At 39.9% G+C, this 15511-nt stretch carries 17 protein-coding genes; 16 read left to right on the top strand and 1 reads right to left on the bottom strand.

The window, feature by feature from the left end:
- Positions 1 to 132: 132 nt before the first annotated feature.
- The 16 genes from BUF11_RS06890 to BUF11_RS06820 all read left to right on the top strand — a co-directional run bounded on the left by BUF11_RS06890 (position 133) and on the right by BUF11_RS06820 (position 13858).
- Positions 133 to 894 carry a DUF2087 domain-containing protein gene (locus BUF11_RS06890; protein WP_073588109.1) on the top strand — a complete coding sequence of 254 codons (762 nt, stop codon included), beginning with the start codon at positions 133 to 135 and terminating at the stop codon, positions 892 to 894.
- Positions 895 to 912: 18 nt separating this feature from the next.
- A complete protein-coding gene (locus BUF11_RS06885; RefSeq protein ID WP_084558527.1) occupies positions 913 to 1215 on the top strand; it encodes a DUF2087 domain-containing protein in 303 nt (100 codons plus the stop codon).
- Between the two features lie 74 nt (positions 1216 to 1289).
- The gene (locus tag BUF11_RS06880; RefSeq protein WP_073588108.1) at positions 1290 to 2054 is read left to right on the top strand and encodes a dihydroorotate dehydrogenase electron transfer subunit; all 765 of its coding nucleotides are present in this window, start codon (positions 1290 to 1292) and stop codon (positions 2052 to 2054) included.
- Between the two features lie 34 nt (positions 2055 to 2088).
- Positions 2089 to 2991: a dihydroorotate dehydrogenase gene (locus tag BUF11_RS06875; protein WP_175562018.1), complete on the top strand. Its 903-nt coding sequence runs from the start codon at positions 2089 to 2091 to the stop codon at positions 2989 to 2991.
- Between the two features lie 69 nt (positions 2992 to 3060).
- Complete coding sequence (pyrE, locus tag BUF11_RS06870; RefSeq protein WP_073588107.1) at positions 3061 to 3738, top strand: orotate phosphoribosyltransferase; 678 nt, start codon at positions 3061 to 3063, stop codon at positions 3736 to 3738.
- A gap of 60 nt (positions 3739 to 3798) precedes the next feature.
- On the top strand, positions 3799 to 3951 hold the full coding sequence (locus BUF11_RS24295) for a hypothetical protein (RefSeq protein ID WP_175562005.1): 153 nt from the start codon (positions 3799 to 3801) through the stop codon (positions 3949 to 3951).
- 417 nt (positions 3952 to 4368) lie between these two features.
- A complete protein-coding gene (locus BUF11_RS06865; protein WP_073588106.1) occupies positions 4369 to 5253 on the top strand; it encodes a hypothetical protein in 885 nt (294 codons plus the stop codon).
- Positions 5192 to 6238 carry a hypothetical protein gene (locus BUF11_RS06860; protein ID WP_175562004.1) on the top strand — a complete coding sequence of 349 codons (1047 nt, stop codon included), beginning with the start codon at positions 5192 to 5194 and terminating at the stop codon, positions 6236 to 6238. The genes BUF11_RS06865 and BUF11_RS06860 overlap by 62 nt, the downstream gene beginning before the upstream one ends.
- A complete protein-coding gene (locus BUF11_RS06855; RefSeq protein ID WP_073588104.1) occupies positions 6228 to 6977 on the top strand; it encodes a hypothetical protein in 750 nt (249 codons plus the stop codon). Before BUF11_RS06860 ends, BUF11_RS06855 begins: the two co-directional genes overlap by 11 nt.
- Positions 6886 to 7707 carry a hypothetical protein gene (locus BUF11_RS06850; RefSeq protein WP_139243325.1) on the top strand — a complete coding sequence of 274 codons (822 nt, stop codon included), beginning with the start codon at positions 6886 to 6888 and terminating at the stop codon, positions 7705 to 7707. The genes BUF11_RS06855 and BUF11_RS06850 overlap by 92 nt, the downstream gene beginning before the upstream one ends.
- Positions 7697 to 9499 (top strand): ATPase, T2SS/T4P/T4SS family, encoded by a 1803-nt coding sequence (locus tag BUF11_RS06845; protein WP_175562003.1) that lies wholly within the window; start codon positions 7697 to 7699, stop codon positions 9497 to 9499. The genes BUF11_RS06850 and BUF11_RS06845 overlap by 11 nt, the downstream gene beginning before the upstream one ends.
- Complete coding sequence (locus tag BUF11_RS06840; protein WP_073588101.1) at positions 9492 to 11513, top strand: hypothetical protein; 2022 nt, start codon at positions 9492 to 9494, stop codon at positions 11511 to 11513. Before BUF11_RS06845 ends, BUF11_RS06840 begins: the two co-directional genes overlap by 8 nt.
- Before the next feature lie 43 nt (positions 11514 to 11556).
- Positions 11557 to 12006: a hypothetical protein gene (locus tag BUF11_RS06835; RefSeq protein ID WP_073588100.1), complete on the top strand. Its 450-nt coding sequence runs from the start codon at positions 11557 to 11559 to the stop codon at positions 12004 to 12006.
- 24 nt (positions 12007 to 12030) lie between these two features.
- The gene (locus BUF11_RS06830) at positions 12031 to 12402 is read left to right on the top strand and encodes a hypothetical protein (RefSeq protein WP_175562002.1); all 372 of its coding nucleotides are present in this window, start codon (positions 12031 to 12033) and stop codon (positions 12400 to 12402) included.
- 21 nt (positions 12403 to 12423) lie between these two features.
- Positions 12424 to 12915: a hypothetical protein gene (locus tag BUF11_RS06825; RefSeq protein ID WP_073588098.1), complete on the top strand. Its 492-nt coding sequence runs from the start codon at positions 12424 to 12426 to the stop codon at positions 12913 to 12915.
- On the top strand, positions 12902 to 13858 hold the full coding sequence (locus BUF11_RS06820) for a hypothetical protein (protein WP_073588097.1): 957 nt from the start codon (positions 12902 to 12904) through the stop codon (positions 13856 to 13858). The genes BUF11_RS06825 and BUF11_RS06820 overlap by 14 nt, the downstream gene beginning before the upstream one ends.
- A 7-nt stretch (positions 13859 to 13865) precedes the next feature.
- On the opposite strand, the gene BUF11_RS06815 is transcribed toward BUF11_RS06820, so the two are convergent.
- Entirely contained in the window at positions 13866 to 15215 is a 1350-nt protein-coding gene (locus BUF11_RS06815) for a hemolysin family protein (RefSeq protein ID WP_084558556.1), read from the bottom strand.
- Positions 15216 to 15511: the final 296 nt, after the last annotated feature.

The following is a 15511-nucleotide window of genomic DNA, read 5'->3' as shown; positions in this document are numbered from 1 at the left end:
AATATATAAACTAATATATAATATAGTTTATATAAATGATAAATGTATTGAAAAACAATCTTATATACAGTATTCAAGATATATACGGGGACTACCTGTGATATGGCAAATTGTGAGATGCAGGAGAAGGATATGGTGAAGGTTAAAGTGGATGATTTTGGTGTAAATGACTTGAAAAGCGGATATGTTTATTCAGAAGAAGGGGGCGGAGAGTGCGTATGCAGATACTGCGGTGAAAAGTTTGTGCAGGGAGAGATTTATCCCATAGATGGGCATTTTTATGATTACAAAAAGGCGGCCGCGGTACATATATACAAAGCCCACGGAACTCCTTTTGAGCTCTTGATGGATTCAGACAGCAAATATATGACCTTGACAGATAACCAGAAGCAGATTCTTATGCTCACGGAAGAAGGATTAAGTGATAATGAAATAGCAAAGCGGCTGGGAGTTACACCTTCAACTATCAGGCATCAGAAATTTATGTTCAGAGAGAAGGCAAAGCAGGCAAGAATGTTTCTTGCGGTCTATGAATTAGCACATGAGAACAATAAGAAGGCAGATAACCTTATTCCAATCCATTCAAGTGCTACCATGGTGGATGACAGATACATTACCACGGAGGAGGAAAAGAATAAAATACTGGAAACGGCTTTTTACACATTAGAACCTTTAAAACTTAAGCATTTTCCTGCCAAAGAAAAGAAGAAAATTGTGATATTAAAGAAGATAGCAGAGACCTTTGAAGAAGGCAGGCATTATGAGGAAAAGGAACTTAATAGAATATTAAAAGAAATATATGCTGATTTTCCAACCCTTCGCAGATATCTGATAGAATATGGATTTATGGAACGGACAACGGATTGTAAGGAATACTGGCTGACAGCACAATAAGAAAGGGAAGAAATTATTATGGAAGATACCAATAAAAATAAATTTGAAGATAAGACAGAAGTTCAGGAGATGATAAGCCGGTTTTTGGACGAGGAGCTAAGAGTAAAGAGCTGGCCTGCCAAAAAAGAACGCAAAGAGGCAGTGTTATATTATATAAGTACAAAATTTGAAGAAGGGGTAATGTATTCTGAAAAGGAAGTAAATGAGATTATCATGAAATGGCATACCTTTGGTGATTTCTTTCTGTTAAGAAGAGGGCTTATTGATGGAAAATTTCTCGTTAGGGCAAGGGATGGAAGCAGGTATTGGAAAGAAACCTAAAATGGTACTTGTACAAGGTTTTGTTTTCGTTTATAATGTATGGGATTAAAAAATGGAACAGATGGGAGAAGACCATGGCAGTTCAGAAAAGAGCCCGAATAACATCCCAGGTACAGTTGGCACCGGGGATTTTCAGTATGTGGTTAGAAGAAGCGGAGATTGCAAAAAAAGCAAGCCCCGGACAGTTTTTATCCTTGTACTGTAACAGCGAAGATAGATTACTTCCAAGACCTATTAGCATCTGCGAGATAAAGGAAGACCGCACTTCTTTGCGGCTGGTATACCGTGTGGCCGGCAAGGGGACGGAGGAGTTCTCTAAGCTTAAAGAGGGAGATATGATTCAGGTTATGGGACCCCTTGGCAATGGATTTCCAATGGAGAAGAAAAAGGCAATCCTTATTGGGGGCGGCATTGGGATTCCTCCCATGCTGGAACTGGCGAAAAGTTTGGATTGCGAAAAGAGCATTGTACTTGGATACCGTGACAAGAATACTTTTCTTGATAAAGAGTTCCTGCCTTATGGACAGGTCTATTTATCAACAGAGGATGGAAGTCTTGGTGTAAAGGGAAATGTTATTGATGCTGTCAGACAATATGCTGTACAGGGTGCTGTGATTTATGCCTGCGGACCCACCCCAATGTTAAGAGGGGTAAAGGCATATGCCCTGGAGCATAATATCACAGCCTGGATGTCTTTGGAGGAGCGGATGGCCTGCGGCATCGGAGCATGTCTGGCCTGTGTTTGCAAGACAAAGGAAAAAGACCATCATACCAATGTGGATAACACGAGAATCTGCAAGGAAGGCCCCGTATTTAAAGCAGAAGCGGTTGAACTCTAGGAAATACCCTATAGGAGAGGTTTAGGTGAAAATGATAAATACGAAAGTTACCATAGCAGGGGTGGAATGGGATAACCCTGTAACAACAGCCTCCGGTACCTTTGGGTCGGGAATGGAATTTGCGGATTTCGTTGATTTGAACAGACTGGGAGCTGTGACCACCAAGGGAGTTTCCTACGTACCCTGGACCGGTAATCCGGTTCCAAGAATTGCAGAGACCTGCAGTGGTATGTTAAATGCCATCGGACTGCAAAATCCCGGTGTAGAGGTCTTTATAAACAGAGACCTTCCATTTTTAAAGCAATATGATACCAGGGTTATCGTGAATGTCTGCGGAAAGACCACAGAAGATTATCTTAAGGTGGTAGAACGGTTAAGTGACTGTGCGGTAGACATGCTGGAAATTAATATTTCCTGTCCTAATGTAAAGGAAGGCGGAATTGCCTTTGGACAAAATACCTGTTCCGTTGAAGAGATTACCAGGCAGGTAAAAAGGTATGCAAAACAGCCTGTAATCATGAAATTAAGTCCGAATGTAACTGATATCAGGGAGATGGCAAAGGCAGCAGAGGCAGGCGGAGCGGATGCCCTGTCCTTAATTAATACCTTAACGGGAACAAAGATTGATATTTACAAGAGAAAGTTCGTATTGGCCAATGAAACCGGAGGTTTATCCGGTCCGGCGGTAAAGCCGGTGGCTCTTCGCATGGTCAACCAGGTTGCAAGAACTGTTAAGATACCGGTAATCGGTATGGGCGGAATTATGACAGGAGAAGATGCCATTGAATTTTTAATGGCGGGGGCAACAGCCGTTGCGGTAGGTACGGCAAATTTCAGGAATCCTTTAGCGACAGCGGAAGTAATTGACGGCATCAATGATTTCCTTGCAAAGGAAGGCATTCAAGATGTCAAGGAAATTATCGGATGTGTTAACTGATAGGATAAACAAGGAGTTGGCTTAAAACAAATTTTTCACAGGTACAGGAAAGGCAGGAAAGGAGTTAAAATGGAGAAATACAAACAGGAATTTATTGAATTTATGGTGGACTGCGGTGTATTAAAATTCGGAGACTTTACAACAAAGAGCGGACGTAAGACCCCTTTCTTTATTAATGCAGGCTATTACCGTACGGGTTCCCAGCTAAGAAAGCTTGGAGAATACTATGCAAGAGCTATCAAGTCTGCCTTTGGTCTGGATTTTGATGTACTGTTTGGACCCGCCTATAAGGGCATCCCTCTAAGTGTTGCTGCGTCCATGGCTGTCAGCGAATTCTATGATACGGACATCCGTTACTGTTCCAACAGAAAGGAAGTAAAGGATCACGGAGATAAGGGAATTCTTCTTGGCGGTCCGATTTATGACAAGGACAGAATCGTGATTATTGAAGATGTTACCACAGCAGGAACTTCAATTGGAGAGACTATGCCCATATTGAATGCACAGGGAGAAGTATCCGTTCTTGGGCTGGTGGTGTCCGTTGACCGTATGGAAAGAGGGCAGGGGGAAAAGAGTGCTCTGGCAGAAATCGAAGAAGTATACGGCATCCGTACAACTTCTATTGTAACGATGGAAGAAGTAGTTGAACATTTATATAATAAGCCTTATAATGGAAACATCATAATAGATGATGCCTTAAAGGCTGCGATTGATTCCTATTACAAGCAGTATGGGGCAAGCTATTAGGGATAAGTGGGTGAAACTATACGAAAAGGCTGCACAACAGGCAGCGGACAGGAGTTGGATATGAGTGAAAAAGTCTATACTACCATGAAGTCTGTCGGGGTAGGCAATCTTGTTATCGGAATTCTGCTCATTATCACCGGTATAGCCAGTGGCGTCCTGGTGATTGTAAATGGCAGCAGATTACTAAAGAAAAAATCAGAAATACTATTTTAGCTAAATTCTTAAAAGACCTCCAGACGTAGAAATTACAGGATAGGAGGTCTTTTCGCAAAAAAATTCCAAAAATGACTTTACTTTTCCATTATTTTCATATATTATGTATATGTCTGAAGTTCTTGTCACAAGAACATCTTTTTATAATCAATCATCATTTCTTTTTTCGAATTATTTTTCCATATAAGTGAGGTGATACAGCAATGACATAATATGTATGCGTATCCGTATTTGAATATATATTTTCTAGTATAATAAGGGCGGAAGAGTGAAAGAAAATTTAGAAAAAGAAAGGGTGCCATAATGTGATTCTTTCACTCCTTTTTATTTGAGGCAGTATCACAGGCTTTCCTGCGATATGCAATGGGTATAAATATGAAAATTGCTTTTTGGAGCAGTGTCAAGGAGAGCATTGGCGTGACCAGCAATTTAGCATGTATCAGCATAGCTATGGCCTTTGAGAACTCTTGCAGAACAGTATTGCTGGAAAATCACTATCAAAAAAATTCTTTGGAGAATATGCTCATTCACCGGCAGGAGAAGAGGCAGGCCAGGAATGCAGTTAATATCAGCAGGTATAAAGGGCTTGAGCATATTATAAATCAGGTATCGAAAGATTGGACCAAGGATAGAATACACTATAATGAGATACAGGAGCGGACAGTATATGAAGAAATCTGTACCTTAAATGATCCGCATAGCAGCTACAGAACTTCTTTCTATATGGAAGATGAAAAGCTTATGAAAGAAGCATCTTTTGAAATTCTAATCAATTCTTTATATTATGTTCCCATAGGGAACCATTTCAATCAATTTATCTTTGACTATACCCTAAATGATAATATTATAAAAATCTTACAGGCCAGTGAAAATTTTGCATCGTATACCTTTATCGATACTTCAAACGAAAACCACTTAAGCTCTAAAATCATATTGGAGGAAGCGGATTTAATCGTTGTCACCCTTGCACAGGACCAGAAGGTTATTAAGGAGTTCTTTCGTAATTATTCTTCTTTATTATCAAAATGTATTATTCTTCTAAGTGAGTATAGAAACGATACTCTAAAGGTTCAAGCTATTTCTGAAAAATATTCCTTCCATATGTCAAAGATCGTACAAATCCCATATAACATGGAATACAGCCAGGCGATAGAACAAGGTGCCATTGTGGAATTTATGACACGCAATTACGGATGTGAAAGGGAGGACTCTAATTATCCCTTTATAACAGGGGTGCGGCATGCAGCAGCAGCCATACAAAGAGAAGAGAACAGAGACAGAAAGGAAAAATGGAATGAGTAAAAGGTTAAAGCGGCCGCTTTCAAAAAAGCAAATGGCAAAAAGAATACTAACCGTAAGTCTTTGTATTCTTTTGCCATTTGGCCTATACATAGGCTATGTCAAGGTAAAGGGTTTTTATGAAGAGAGAATGGAAGCAATGGCAGAGGAAATGTCGGGGTATACCGTAACAGCCTATGAGGCGGTTACGGACATAAAGGCAGGAGAAATTATTACAAAAGAGATGGCAGCAAGTAAAAGGACCCTGTCGGGGCAGGATAAGAAAAATTTTATGACAGCAGATGACATAGGAAGCCAGGCATTGGCAGATATACCAAAAGGTACCGAACTCCTTAAGAATATGCTTCTGAAAAATACAATAGAGGATGATCTAAGAGAATTAGAGTTTTCTTCAAATATAGCAGGAGAACATATACGGGAGGGAGATTATACAGATATCCGTCTGCGATATCCCGACGGTGAGGACTATATTGTACTAAGTAAAATCTACATAAACCGTATCGACCTGGAAAAGAGATATCTATATCTTAATCTGTCACCGGAGGAAATTCATCTTATCTCTTCAGCGCTGGTGGACTGTTATCTGAAAACAGGTTCTTATTTGTATATGGCCAGATATATACAAGCTTCCTGCCAGGAGCCTTCCTATGTAACCTATATACCCAATACAGATGTATTGGAACTGATGAAGAAAGACCCCAATATAGCAGAAAAGACCAGGGATTATTTTAATGAGACAGGCAGAAGAGAGCTGGAGGAAAGGCTTAAGACATATTATGGACAGTATGGCAGCGGTCAGTCAGATCCCTATTCGGTTAATACGCCCCTTTATTATCCTAATGGAACAGGCACCGAAAAGAAAACAAGTGCTTTGACGCAGAACACAGATACTGCCGGTAATACGGTTAAAGTTTCTGCTGACAGCGGGAAGGAAGAGGGGATGGAAGAAAAAAGTGAAGTAAAAATGGAGGTGGATTATGCCGAGTAAAGCCAAGCGCATGGGATTTGCCGGGACAGACAGCTATGACCTGATAATGTATCTGGCAGTATTGTTGATAGCTTCTGATAAAAAGGTGCTTCTTGTGGATAATTCCTTACAGAAGGCGTTATCCTGCTGTGTTCCCCCAGTAGATATGACTTCTGTAAAAGAGAGGAAAGCATGCTATAGGGGACTGGATATCCAAAAGGAAACCTATATGGAAGTCATGGGAGAAGAGTATGATTATGTTCTTGCTGATTTTGGGCAGGAGATGAACCAGAAAGCCCTTAAAACTTGTGATACCGTATTTTTAGTTACGGATACCAGACTGCACAATATGACAGGGATAGAATATTTCAGGGGTGCTTGGGATAATACCTGCCTTCTTATAAGAGATATTACAGAGGGAATGGAGGAGAAATACATCCATAAGCTGCTACAGGAAAAGGGAATACAGGAAAGGAGAAGCTATTATTTTTATTTTGATGAAACTGACAGGGAGATGGCAGCCATGCTGCAGTATTACAATAGTTTTTCTTACAAAAAGCTTTCTCCTGCAATCAGGTATTTTTTGAAGGATGCTTTACGGGGATTTTTCGGGATGGATGAAGCGCAGCTGAATCTGGCAGAAAAAAAGCTGAAAAGGAGGAAATGGGATGCATGTGGTTTTTTGGGGACCTGCGGCAGGTCAGACGGGGACAACCTCCTCTCTGACGGCAGCCGCCCTTATGGCAGCTTACCGGTATGAAAAAAAGGTCCTTCTGACACAGACTCATTATCATAACAGGGAGATGGAGGAAGTTCTTCTTGGTGGCGTACAAAAGGAGGAGCTTTACCGGGATATAGGAATAGATGCTATCCTGCGGTTAATAAGGACAGGCAATTTCATAGCAAATAGTGATACAGAAAGCCTTATAAGAAACTTTATACTAAGCGTAGGCAAGGGAGGGGTAAATCTGCTGCCTGGAACTTCGGGAGAATACAGTAAAGCCTTGGAAGGTGATATGTCAGCTTACCTGCCATATCTCTACGGGAGTTTAAAGGGCAGCTATGATATGATCTTTACGGATGCTGTCAGCGGGGATAACCCAGTATCCCGGATGCTGTGGAAGGAAGCGGATATTCTGGCAGTAACCCTTAGTCAGAATAAAGCGGTGATAAAGGAATGTCTCCTGCAATATCAATTTCCCTTTGAAAAAACGGTCTTTCTTATAGGGAGTTATCAGAAAGCTTCCGTCAATACTATTAAAAATCTTGAAAAAACCTATCAGGAACTAAAGGGAAGGCTGTATGCGGTGCCTTATCACACTTCCTATATGGATGTCCTGTCAGAGGGAATGTGCCAGGAGCTCTTCTTAAAAAGCCTGGCCTTTAAAAACAAGGCAGGACTTACGGAATTTTTCAGCTATGTATCAAAGCTGACAGAAATGCTTCTTGATAAGGCATCGGATGAGGGAGGGGCAGGGCTTGATATTTAATTTGGGGCTTATATTATTGATTTGTACAGGCTTAATCCTGATAGCCTTATACAAATACAAGGAAGAAGGGAAAACGGCGGTTAAGTACCAGGAGCTTACCGTCGACAGCCTGATTCATACGGTGGATGAGACTTTTGCAGATATCCTGAGTAAAGATTTCAGGGAGTTGAACCTAAACCGGACAGAAACGAATAAAAGGGAAAATATCAGGCGGCTCATACGCAGAAACTTAAAAGAATGTACTGCCGGGGATGAAAAGGCGAAGGAATATATCAAAGATTATATGGAAGATATCTTAAAGAAAAAGGGAGGATTTGATGGGGATACCATAAATAATATCATTGCTTTTGATATTCCTTCCAGATTAAAACCCCAGGATAAATTTGAAATCCTTCTCTACCTTTACAAAATTAATTATGGAAAAGAGGGATTTCATAAGCTGATTGAAAATTACAGCCTGGATGCCCTGAAAGAAGAAGGAGAAAAAAGTTATTATGCCATAACAGAAGATGATATTGAAAGAGTATATTATGGAGAGAATATTTACCTCTCCTATGAAGATAAGGTAAAAGTTCTTACGCAAAGAGTATACCAGCAGTACAGAGGCTTTGGTGTTATTGATGGAATCAGGGAAATGAAAATAGACGGCGTTACAGGAGGAGTCTCTTGCGGAAATCTGTCAGAGGTTTCAGAAAACCTAAATACTGATTGGGACAAGTATATGCTGGCAGATAAGAGCTTATTGGATATATGGATTTTCTATCATGGCAAGAGCATTCGTCTTAAATTTCTCCGTTTCCCATCTGAAAAGGAACTGATTAGAATATGCAAAAATATATATCGCAACAATAATCCAGGCTTCTTAAGCGAGACCAGAGGATATATCCTAAACGACATGAAAGACGGCTCCAGAGTAGTTGTATTCAGGCCTCCTGTAGCCGCCGGCTGGGCATTTTTTTTAAGAAAGCATGATGTAATAACCAGCATGGATATTAGGAGAATCATAACACAAGAAAACGGTGAAATGGCCATAAAGCTGTTAAGGTGGATGGTAAAGGGGTGTTTATCACTTGTTATTACAGGGGAAATGGGAAGCGGTAAGACAACACTCTTAAAAATATTGGTCCAATTTATAGAAGAAATCTATCCCATACGTGTATATGAACAGGTTTATGAATTGAATCTGAACAAAGCCTACCCGGGAAGGAACATTCTTTCCTTAAGAGAAAGCCCCACAGTTTCCGGTCAGGAAATTCTAAATACTATGAAAAAGACGGACGGAACAGTACTAATACTGGGAGAGGTTGCTTCCCATGAAGCTGCCAATTATCTGGTGGAAATATCCCAGATATCCAAGATGACTCTTTGCTCCCATCATGCGGAAACAACGGAGGATTTTGTGGCATATCTAAAAATTGCACAGCTTAGGACCGGCGGTTTTCACAATGAGGAATTAGCAGAATACCAGGCTGCCGGGGCAGTGAATATTGATATTCATATGGAGAACAAAAACGGACACCGGTATATATCACGGATAACCGAAGTTATACCTTATTGCAGAACGGAACTGCCATTAGGGCTTGTGGAAGCAACCAGGGAATATTATAAGCGAAAGACAAGCCCGCTTACCTATGAAACCAGAGAAATCCTTTCCTTTCGGGAGGGAAGATACGTCTTCGGTCAGGACTTCTCACCGAAGGCCAGGGAGCATATCTGCGGTAACCTGTCAGTAAAGGACCGGGAAGAATTTCTGGAATTTTTGGAACAAAAAAAAGAGGTACCTTATGGATAATGCAGAAATAATATATCTTATTCTGATACTGTTATTTCTTTTTGTTATTGTATTTGCAATTCTTTGTTTTGCTCTGAAAAAAAGATTGCTGTTTCGTGAAACCTACAGTATCTACCGGACAGGCAGTAAAAATCCGAAAGGTAACTGCTGGCATCAGCTATATGTTTTTTTTAGCAGCTTTATTCTTACCGGGAGGTTTTTAAGAAGTCTTACGGAAAGGTATGAAGTCCTTTATCCGAAAGAAGGCAGAGAGATTGAGAAGAAAGCTATAAAACTGGCAATTACAATATGGGTGTCCGGTGCGGTTATCTTAGCTGCCTTCTTATCCCTTGATAAAAGTTGGTATTATGTTCTTCTTACCGTCTTTTATCTGTATGTCTTAGGGAATGGGCTGATACTATTTGAAGAACAGAAGGAGAAAAGGAAACTGCTGATTCAATTTGACAGTTTTCTTTCGGAGGTCAGGCAGTACTATCAGATGCATGGGATGATAGATGAAGCCATATACGAGGCCATGCAGCTTTGCAAGAACCCTGTAAAACTGCATGCCCAATGCATCTACGACATTCTTAACAGTACGGAAGAAGAAAAGAAAGAGGATTATAATAGCTATATACCGGACAGATTTTTAAAAACCTTCCTGAATCTTTGCCTTATCATACAAAAATACGGTGATGCAGAAGTTAAGGGACAATCCCTTTTTTTGATAAACATACGGTATTTACGGCAGGAAATACACATGGAAGTATTAAAAAAAGATAAAATAAGGCATTTGTTTTCCGGACTTACTCTGGTAGCCGTGTTTCCGGTAATGTTTCTGCAGATTATCAAAAACTGGGCTGTCAGCGGCCTTTCGCAGCTTGATAATTTCTACAGCGGAACACCTGGAGTACTCTTAACCTTTTGTATATTTCTTCTTACCTTCTTTTCCTATCAGCTTTTAGTTGCCTTGAGGGAAGAAAGGAAAAGGCGTCTAAAGGATAATGCTATTCTTAGAAACCTGTGTTCAAAAAGGATTATCAGTAACTTACTGGATGCAATTCTTAATAAAGACTACGGAAGGGCAAAAAAGAAAGAAGAATTTCTTCGCCTTACCGGTGAGAATCTTACAGTCAGGCAGTTCACTTTAAAAAGTCTTATTTATGGAATTTCCGGTTTTTTTATCTGTATCTTTCTTATCTTTTTTCTCCACGGAGCAAACAAAGAGCTTAGGCTTAAGGCAGGAGATCTGCCTTACACCACCAGTGCCTTATCGGAAAAGAAAGCACAGGATTTATCAGAGGTGATTATTTCCTATACAAGAAAATTCCTAAAGGGAAAAGCAACTCTGGAAGCAATAGAGAAAACCATCAAAGAAGAAGGGAAGATAAAAGAAAAATATCTTCAGAAAATCGCCGCGGAAGATATCTATTCAAGGATAAAAAGTATCAGGGGGGAGTATTTTAAGTGGTATGAACTGATAGCTGCCCTTATGGTATCCACAGGTTTTTACTATATTCCCTATGCAGTTCTTTCCCTTCTTAAGAAGGGACGGCAGCAGGAGATGGAGGATGAGATATTTTCTTTTCAGTCTGTTATCCTTATATTGATGCATATTGAAAGAGCGGATATAGCAGTTGTTCTTGAGTGGATGGAGGAGTTTTCTTATATTTTTAAGGATTCCCTAAGAACCTGCAACAGAAATCTTTCAGAGGGAGAATGGGAAGCCTTAGAGGAATTAAAGGAGAAGGAGCCTTTTAAACCATTTTATAAGTTGATCGAAGAACTGCAAAACAGCGATAAGATAGGGCTAAGGCGTGCCTTTGATGATGTGGAGCAGGAGAGGGCTAATTACCTTGAAAAAAGGGCCTTAGATAATGAAATCAGCATTCAGGAAAAAGCAATATTGGGAAAGGCCATTGCCTTTGTCCCCTTTGCCCTTACGGTAGGATTCTACATTATCCTTCCCTTTGTATTAGAAGGTCTTGATATGTATAAGGTTTATATTGATCAAATAAATGGTGTAGGACGTTAATAAAAGTAAAATAAAAAATAGAGTAAAATAAGGAGATTAAAAAATGGAGAACGCATTAAAAGGATTAATTTTGGCCGCCGGAGTGATCATAACCTGTCTGGTCGTAGGATTGGGATTTTACATAGGCCGTGAGGCAAATGCGGCAGCAACCAACGGTACAGGACAGATAAGCCGTATGAACAAAGAATTCTCGGAATCCGATAAGGTGATGTATGACGGTCTTGATGTAACAGGCAGTGAGGTTATCAATGCAATCAATAAGTTTAAGAATGAAGACATTGCTGTTAAAGTAGCCACCAAGAAATCCACCGTATATTATAACAGAATGTTAACGGACACCGATACGAAGATTGGCGATGTAAGCGCTGCCTCGGTGAAGGATACCCAGACCATAACCAGCAATTATTATATAAATCAGAAGGCGCAGTTTACCGGAGCCATATTAAGAGATACCAACGCAACAATCATCGGAATATCCTTTACACAGAAATAAAGTATGGAACAGGCAGGCAAGCTATTGGAACAGACAGCATACGTGCTTTTATTCTGCCTTGGGGTAAGTCTTTTGCTCTTAAGTTATAAAAATATAGGGGACAGTATAGGGCTGTTAAAGAATTCTACCGCCAGGCAGAATGTTCTTAGGGAGCAGGAGATAATGGAATACAAAGGGAAAGAGCATATCCTGACAGTTACCAGGGCAGAAGTCATAGGATATCTTACAGGCTCTCTGGAGGCGGATATTAGAATAGATGGCATAAGCTATCCGAAAGATTCCTTTGACAGGGACAGCTTTGACTATTCCATCCTGCCGGAAGGCATTTATAACAAAGGATATGTATTGGATGGGAAGGATTTTGTTATAGAGATGATTTTTACACACAGAAATTAAAGAGATGGGAGGCTTAAGGAAATGGAGGTCTTTGGTAAGATTGTAGCGATATTTGCAGGAGTGGTGCTGTTATTTATTGCTCCGTTGTTTTATATGGCGCAAAAACAGGATTCCATAAGCCAGCTGTATGTCACCCAGGAGACAGTCAGACTGGTGGATGGCATAAGAGCAGAGGGAGAAGTAAGCAGGATTATGTATTACGATTATATCAGCCGGATTGATAAGACCGGAAACCTGTATGATATTGAAATTACCCATTCTCACAGGAAGGTAGCACCGGATTATGATGAAGTAACAGATACGGCAGGAGATACCATCAGCAGTTATTTCTATAATACTTATGAGGATGAAATATTTGAAGCTTTTGATGAAGGGAAAGCTTATCACTTTTCCCAGGGGGATTACATATCGGTCAAGATCATAAACCGTAATAAAACAATGGCACAAAGGATGCTTTCAGGGGTGTCTATTCTGATTACCTATGGAGGATTAATAAGAGATGAAACTGACTGACCTGGCCCTGATATTTCTTGTAATTGAAATACTTCTCTTTAGTGTATTGGATATCCGGTTCGACCAGCTTAAGGCAGTAACAGAAAAATGTAATGCCTATAACAGGGGCCTTGACAATGCAGTGGATGACGGCTGCTATTTCCTGGTGGAAAAGGACAGCAGCCATAATCTGCGTATCAATAAGGAAAAGGCAGTAGAACAGTTTTTTACTTCTCTTTATGCGAATTTTGGTGTAATTGGACAGCCAGCAGCAGAGGAGAATCTTAATAGATATATACCGGTTATTCTGGTTACAGACAAGGATGGCTTTTATATTCAATATTCAGAGGTAATTGACAGGGGAGGAGAGAAGCTTCTTGTAAAGAGGTGGAGTGAAAAGATTCCCTATGTCTATGAGGATGAAAGAATAATCTGCTGCTTTACTCTTGACGATTATGTAAGGGTATTTGATAAGGCAAGCAATACAACGGTAGAGGGGGATTACAGGGATGTAAAAGATACGGTTTCCTGTTCCTTCTTACAGGAGGAAGGGGCGTTTGATGAAGTTCGCAGAAACACTGTAATTAATGAGATGGAAAAGAATATGGAAATCTACATGAATTATTACAATGAAATAGCAGGCCAGTTTGGCATAACCTATCAATTCTGGCTGCCCGGCATTGATAAGACCGACTGGGACAGAACCATAGATGATATAAGTCTTTTTGTGGTTTTCCAGGGGTATCCTTATAATGCTTCTTCCCTTGATACCTACAACCGGTATGCTTTTGGCGGAGCCAGAATCAGAAAATCAAGAACCTATTGCATAACGGAATCAGGAGGCAAAAAATATTACCACAAAGAAAATTGTACAGAACTGGCGGGAAATTTAAGTGAACCCTATTATAGCAAAGAGGAATGCGCAAAAGAAGGGGCTTTTCCCTGTCTAAAGTGCATTCCTTAATAATCTTTTAATCTATGGAGTAATCATCCGCAGAACTTTTATCTTTTGAAGAAGCACCATCTGTATTAACCAAAGATACATCATCAAAGACTGAAGCATTATCCTCCGGCAAAAGTACGATATGTACTTTCTCAATACGGTTCTTCGTAACAGAATCCGCAGTATAGACCACATTGCCGTCTGTTATGCTCTCACCTACCTCAGGTAAATGGTCGAGAAGATAAATCATATGTCCTGCGATAGAATCATAGTCATCAGATTCCAGATCCAGACCGATTGCCTCGTTAATTTCATCCAGATTTGTATTTCCATCCGCAATGTATTCGGTATCGGATATTTTACGGATACTGTCTTCCTCGTCCGCATCATATTCGTCCCTGATTTCTCCGACGATTTCCTCAAGCAAATCCTCCAGGGTGACAAGGCCGGTAGTGGTACCATATTCATCTATTACAATGGCAAGAGATACATAATTCTTGCGCATTTCCTTTAACAGCTCCGTAGTCTTCTTGTACTCGTAAGTAAAATAGGGTTCCCGCATAACATCTTTAATATGAAACTCTTCCTTACTGCCCTGATAGAAGAAGATATCTTTAAGATTCACAATGCCAAGAACATTGTCTCTGGATTCACTGTAAACAGGCATTCTTGTGTATTTATCTTCTGAAAACAACTCTACCAGTTCATCATAGGACAGGGAAATCTCTGCAAATACCATATCAATACGGGGAACCATAACATCCTTTGCCATAGAATCCCCAAAATCTACAACGTTGGTAATCATCTGCTTTTCATCCATCTCGATTACCCCTTCTTCATGGCTTACTTCAACGATGGAGCGCAGCTCATCCTCCGTAATGACAGAGGCTTTTTCCATGTTATTTGCATGAAAAAGTTTAAGAAATAAGGAAGAAATCTTCGTAATGAGAAAGGTAAGAGGTGCCATAATTCTAATAATTAAAAAAAGAAGCCCCGCATACTTTAGTGTAAATTTCTCAGAATTAATCTCTGCCAGGGTATTCGGAATCATCCTGGCGAAAACCAGCATGAAAAAGATAAGAAAAGCAATGGTTACTACAATTCCGACAGGTTTAAAATGATCGATGGCAAGAGAGGTAGCTAGTGATGATATGGCTATATTAAGAATAAGATTGCCGATTAATAAAGTGTTTTGCATTTTTGTAGGACTCTCCAGCAAATCATTCACCAGTTTGGCTCTTTTGTTTTCTTCTTCTGCAAGGCTGCGGATACGCAGCTTGTTAACAGTAGTAAAAGCTGTTTTAGCTGATGAAAAAAAGACGGATAGCAACAATAAAACACCTAATAATATCATACACGTGACTTCACTCGAGTCCAAATAATCATCTCCCATTCTGTAGTGCTGCCATAAATAGAATTCTTAATTGTTTATGGCAAAAAAATAATAGCTGCAAAAAGTATAAACAAAATAAATTTTACATGAAAATATAGGAAATGTCAATAAAAACACCTGGACCGATGCAAGGTATTGACAAAATTATGAATACTTTATAAAATAAAGCTCAACAGAATAAGCATAGTAATTTAGTATAGAAGGGTGGAATGCTGTCCGGTACGCTTTAGAATTATAACAAGTGTACACGGAAAAGTAATTTTAAAATCATTTAGTTAAAT

The sequence above is a fragment of the Anaerocolumna xylanovorans DSM 12503 genome, from assembly GCF_900143645.1.
GTDB lineage: Bacteria > Bacillota > Clostridia > Lachnospirales > Lachnospiraceae > Anaerocolumna > Anaerocolumna xylanovorans.
This window is presented reverse-complemented; position numbering and strand designations above follow the sequence as displayed.

Bases quoted from the DNA above. Each gene is read 5' to 3' on its own strand.
- BUF11_RS06890 (WP_073588109.1), top strand. From the start codon at position 133: ATGGTGAAGGTTAAAGTGGATGATTTTGGTGTAAATGACTTGAAAAGC.
- BUF11_RS06885 (WP_084558527.1), top strand. From the start codon at position 913: ATGGAAGATACCAATAAAAATAAATTTGAAGATAAGACAGAAGTTCAG.
- BUF11_RS06880 (WP_073588108.1), top strand. From the start codon at position 1,290: ATGGCAGTTCAGAAAAGAGCCCGAATAACATCCCAGGTACAGTTGGCA.
- pyrE (WP_073588107.1), top strand. From the start codon at position 3,061: ATGGAGAAATACAAACAGGAATTTATTGAATTTATGGTGGACTGCGGT.
- BUF11_RS24295 (WP_175562005.1), top strand. From the start codon at position 3,799: ATGAGTGAAAAAGTCTATACTACCATGAAGTCTGTCGGGGTAGGCAAT.
- BUF11_RS06860 (WP_175562004.1), top strand. From the start codon at position 5,192: ATGCAGCAGCAGCCATACAAAGAGAAGAGAACAGAGACAGAAAGGAAA.
- BUF11_RS06855 (WP_073588104.1), top strand. From the start codon at position 6,228: ATGCCGAGTAAAGCCAAGCGCATGGGATTTGCCGGGACAGACAGCTAT.
- BUF11_RS06850 (WP_139243325.1), top strand. From the start codon at position 6,886: ATGCATGTGGTTTTTTGGGGACCTGCGGCAGGTCAGACGGGGACAACC.
- BUF11_RS06840 (WP_073588101.1), top strand. From the start codon at position 9,492: ATGGATAATGCAGAAATAATATATCTTATTCTGATACTGTTATTTCTT.
- BUF11_RS06835 (WP_073588100.1), top strand. From the start codon at position 11,557: ATGGAGAACGCATTAAAAGGATTAATTTTGGCCGCCGGAGTGATCATA.
- BUF11_RS06825 (WP_073588098.1), top strand. From the start codon at position 12,424: ATGGAGGTCTTTGGTAAGATTGTAGCGATATTTGCAGGAGTGGTGCTG.
- BUF11_RS06820 (WP_073588097.1), top strand. From the start codon at position 12,902: ATGAAACTGACTGACCTGGCCCTGATATTTCTTGTAATTGAAATACTT.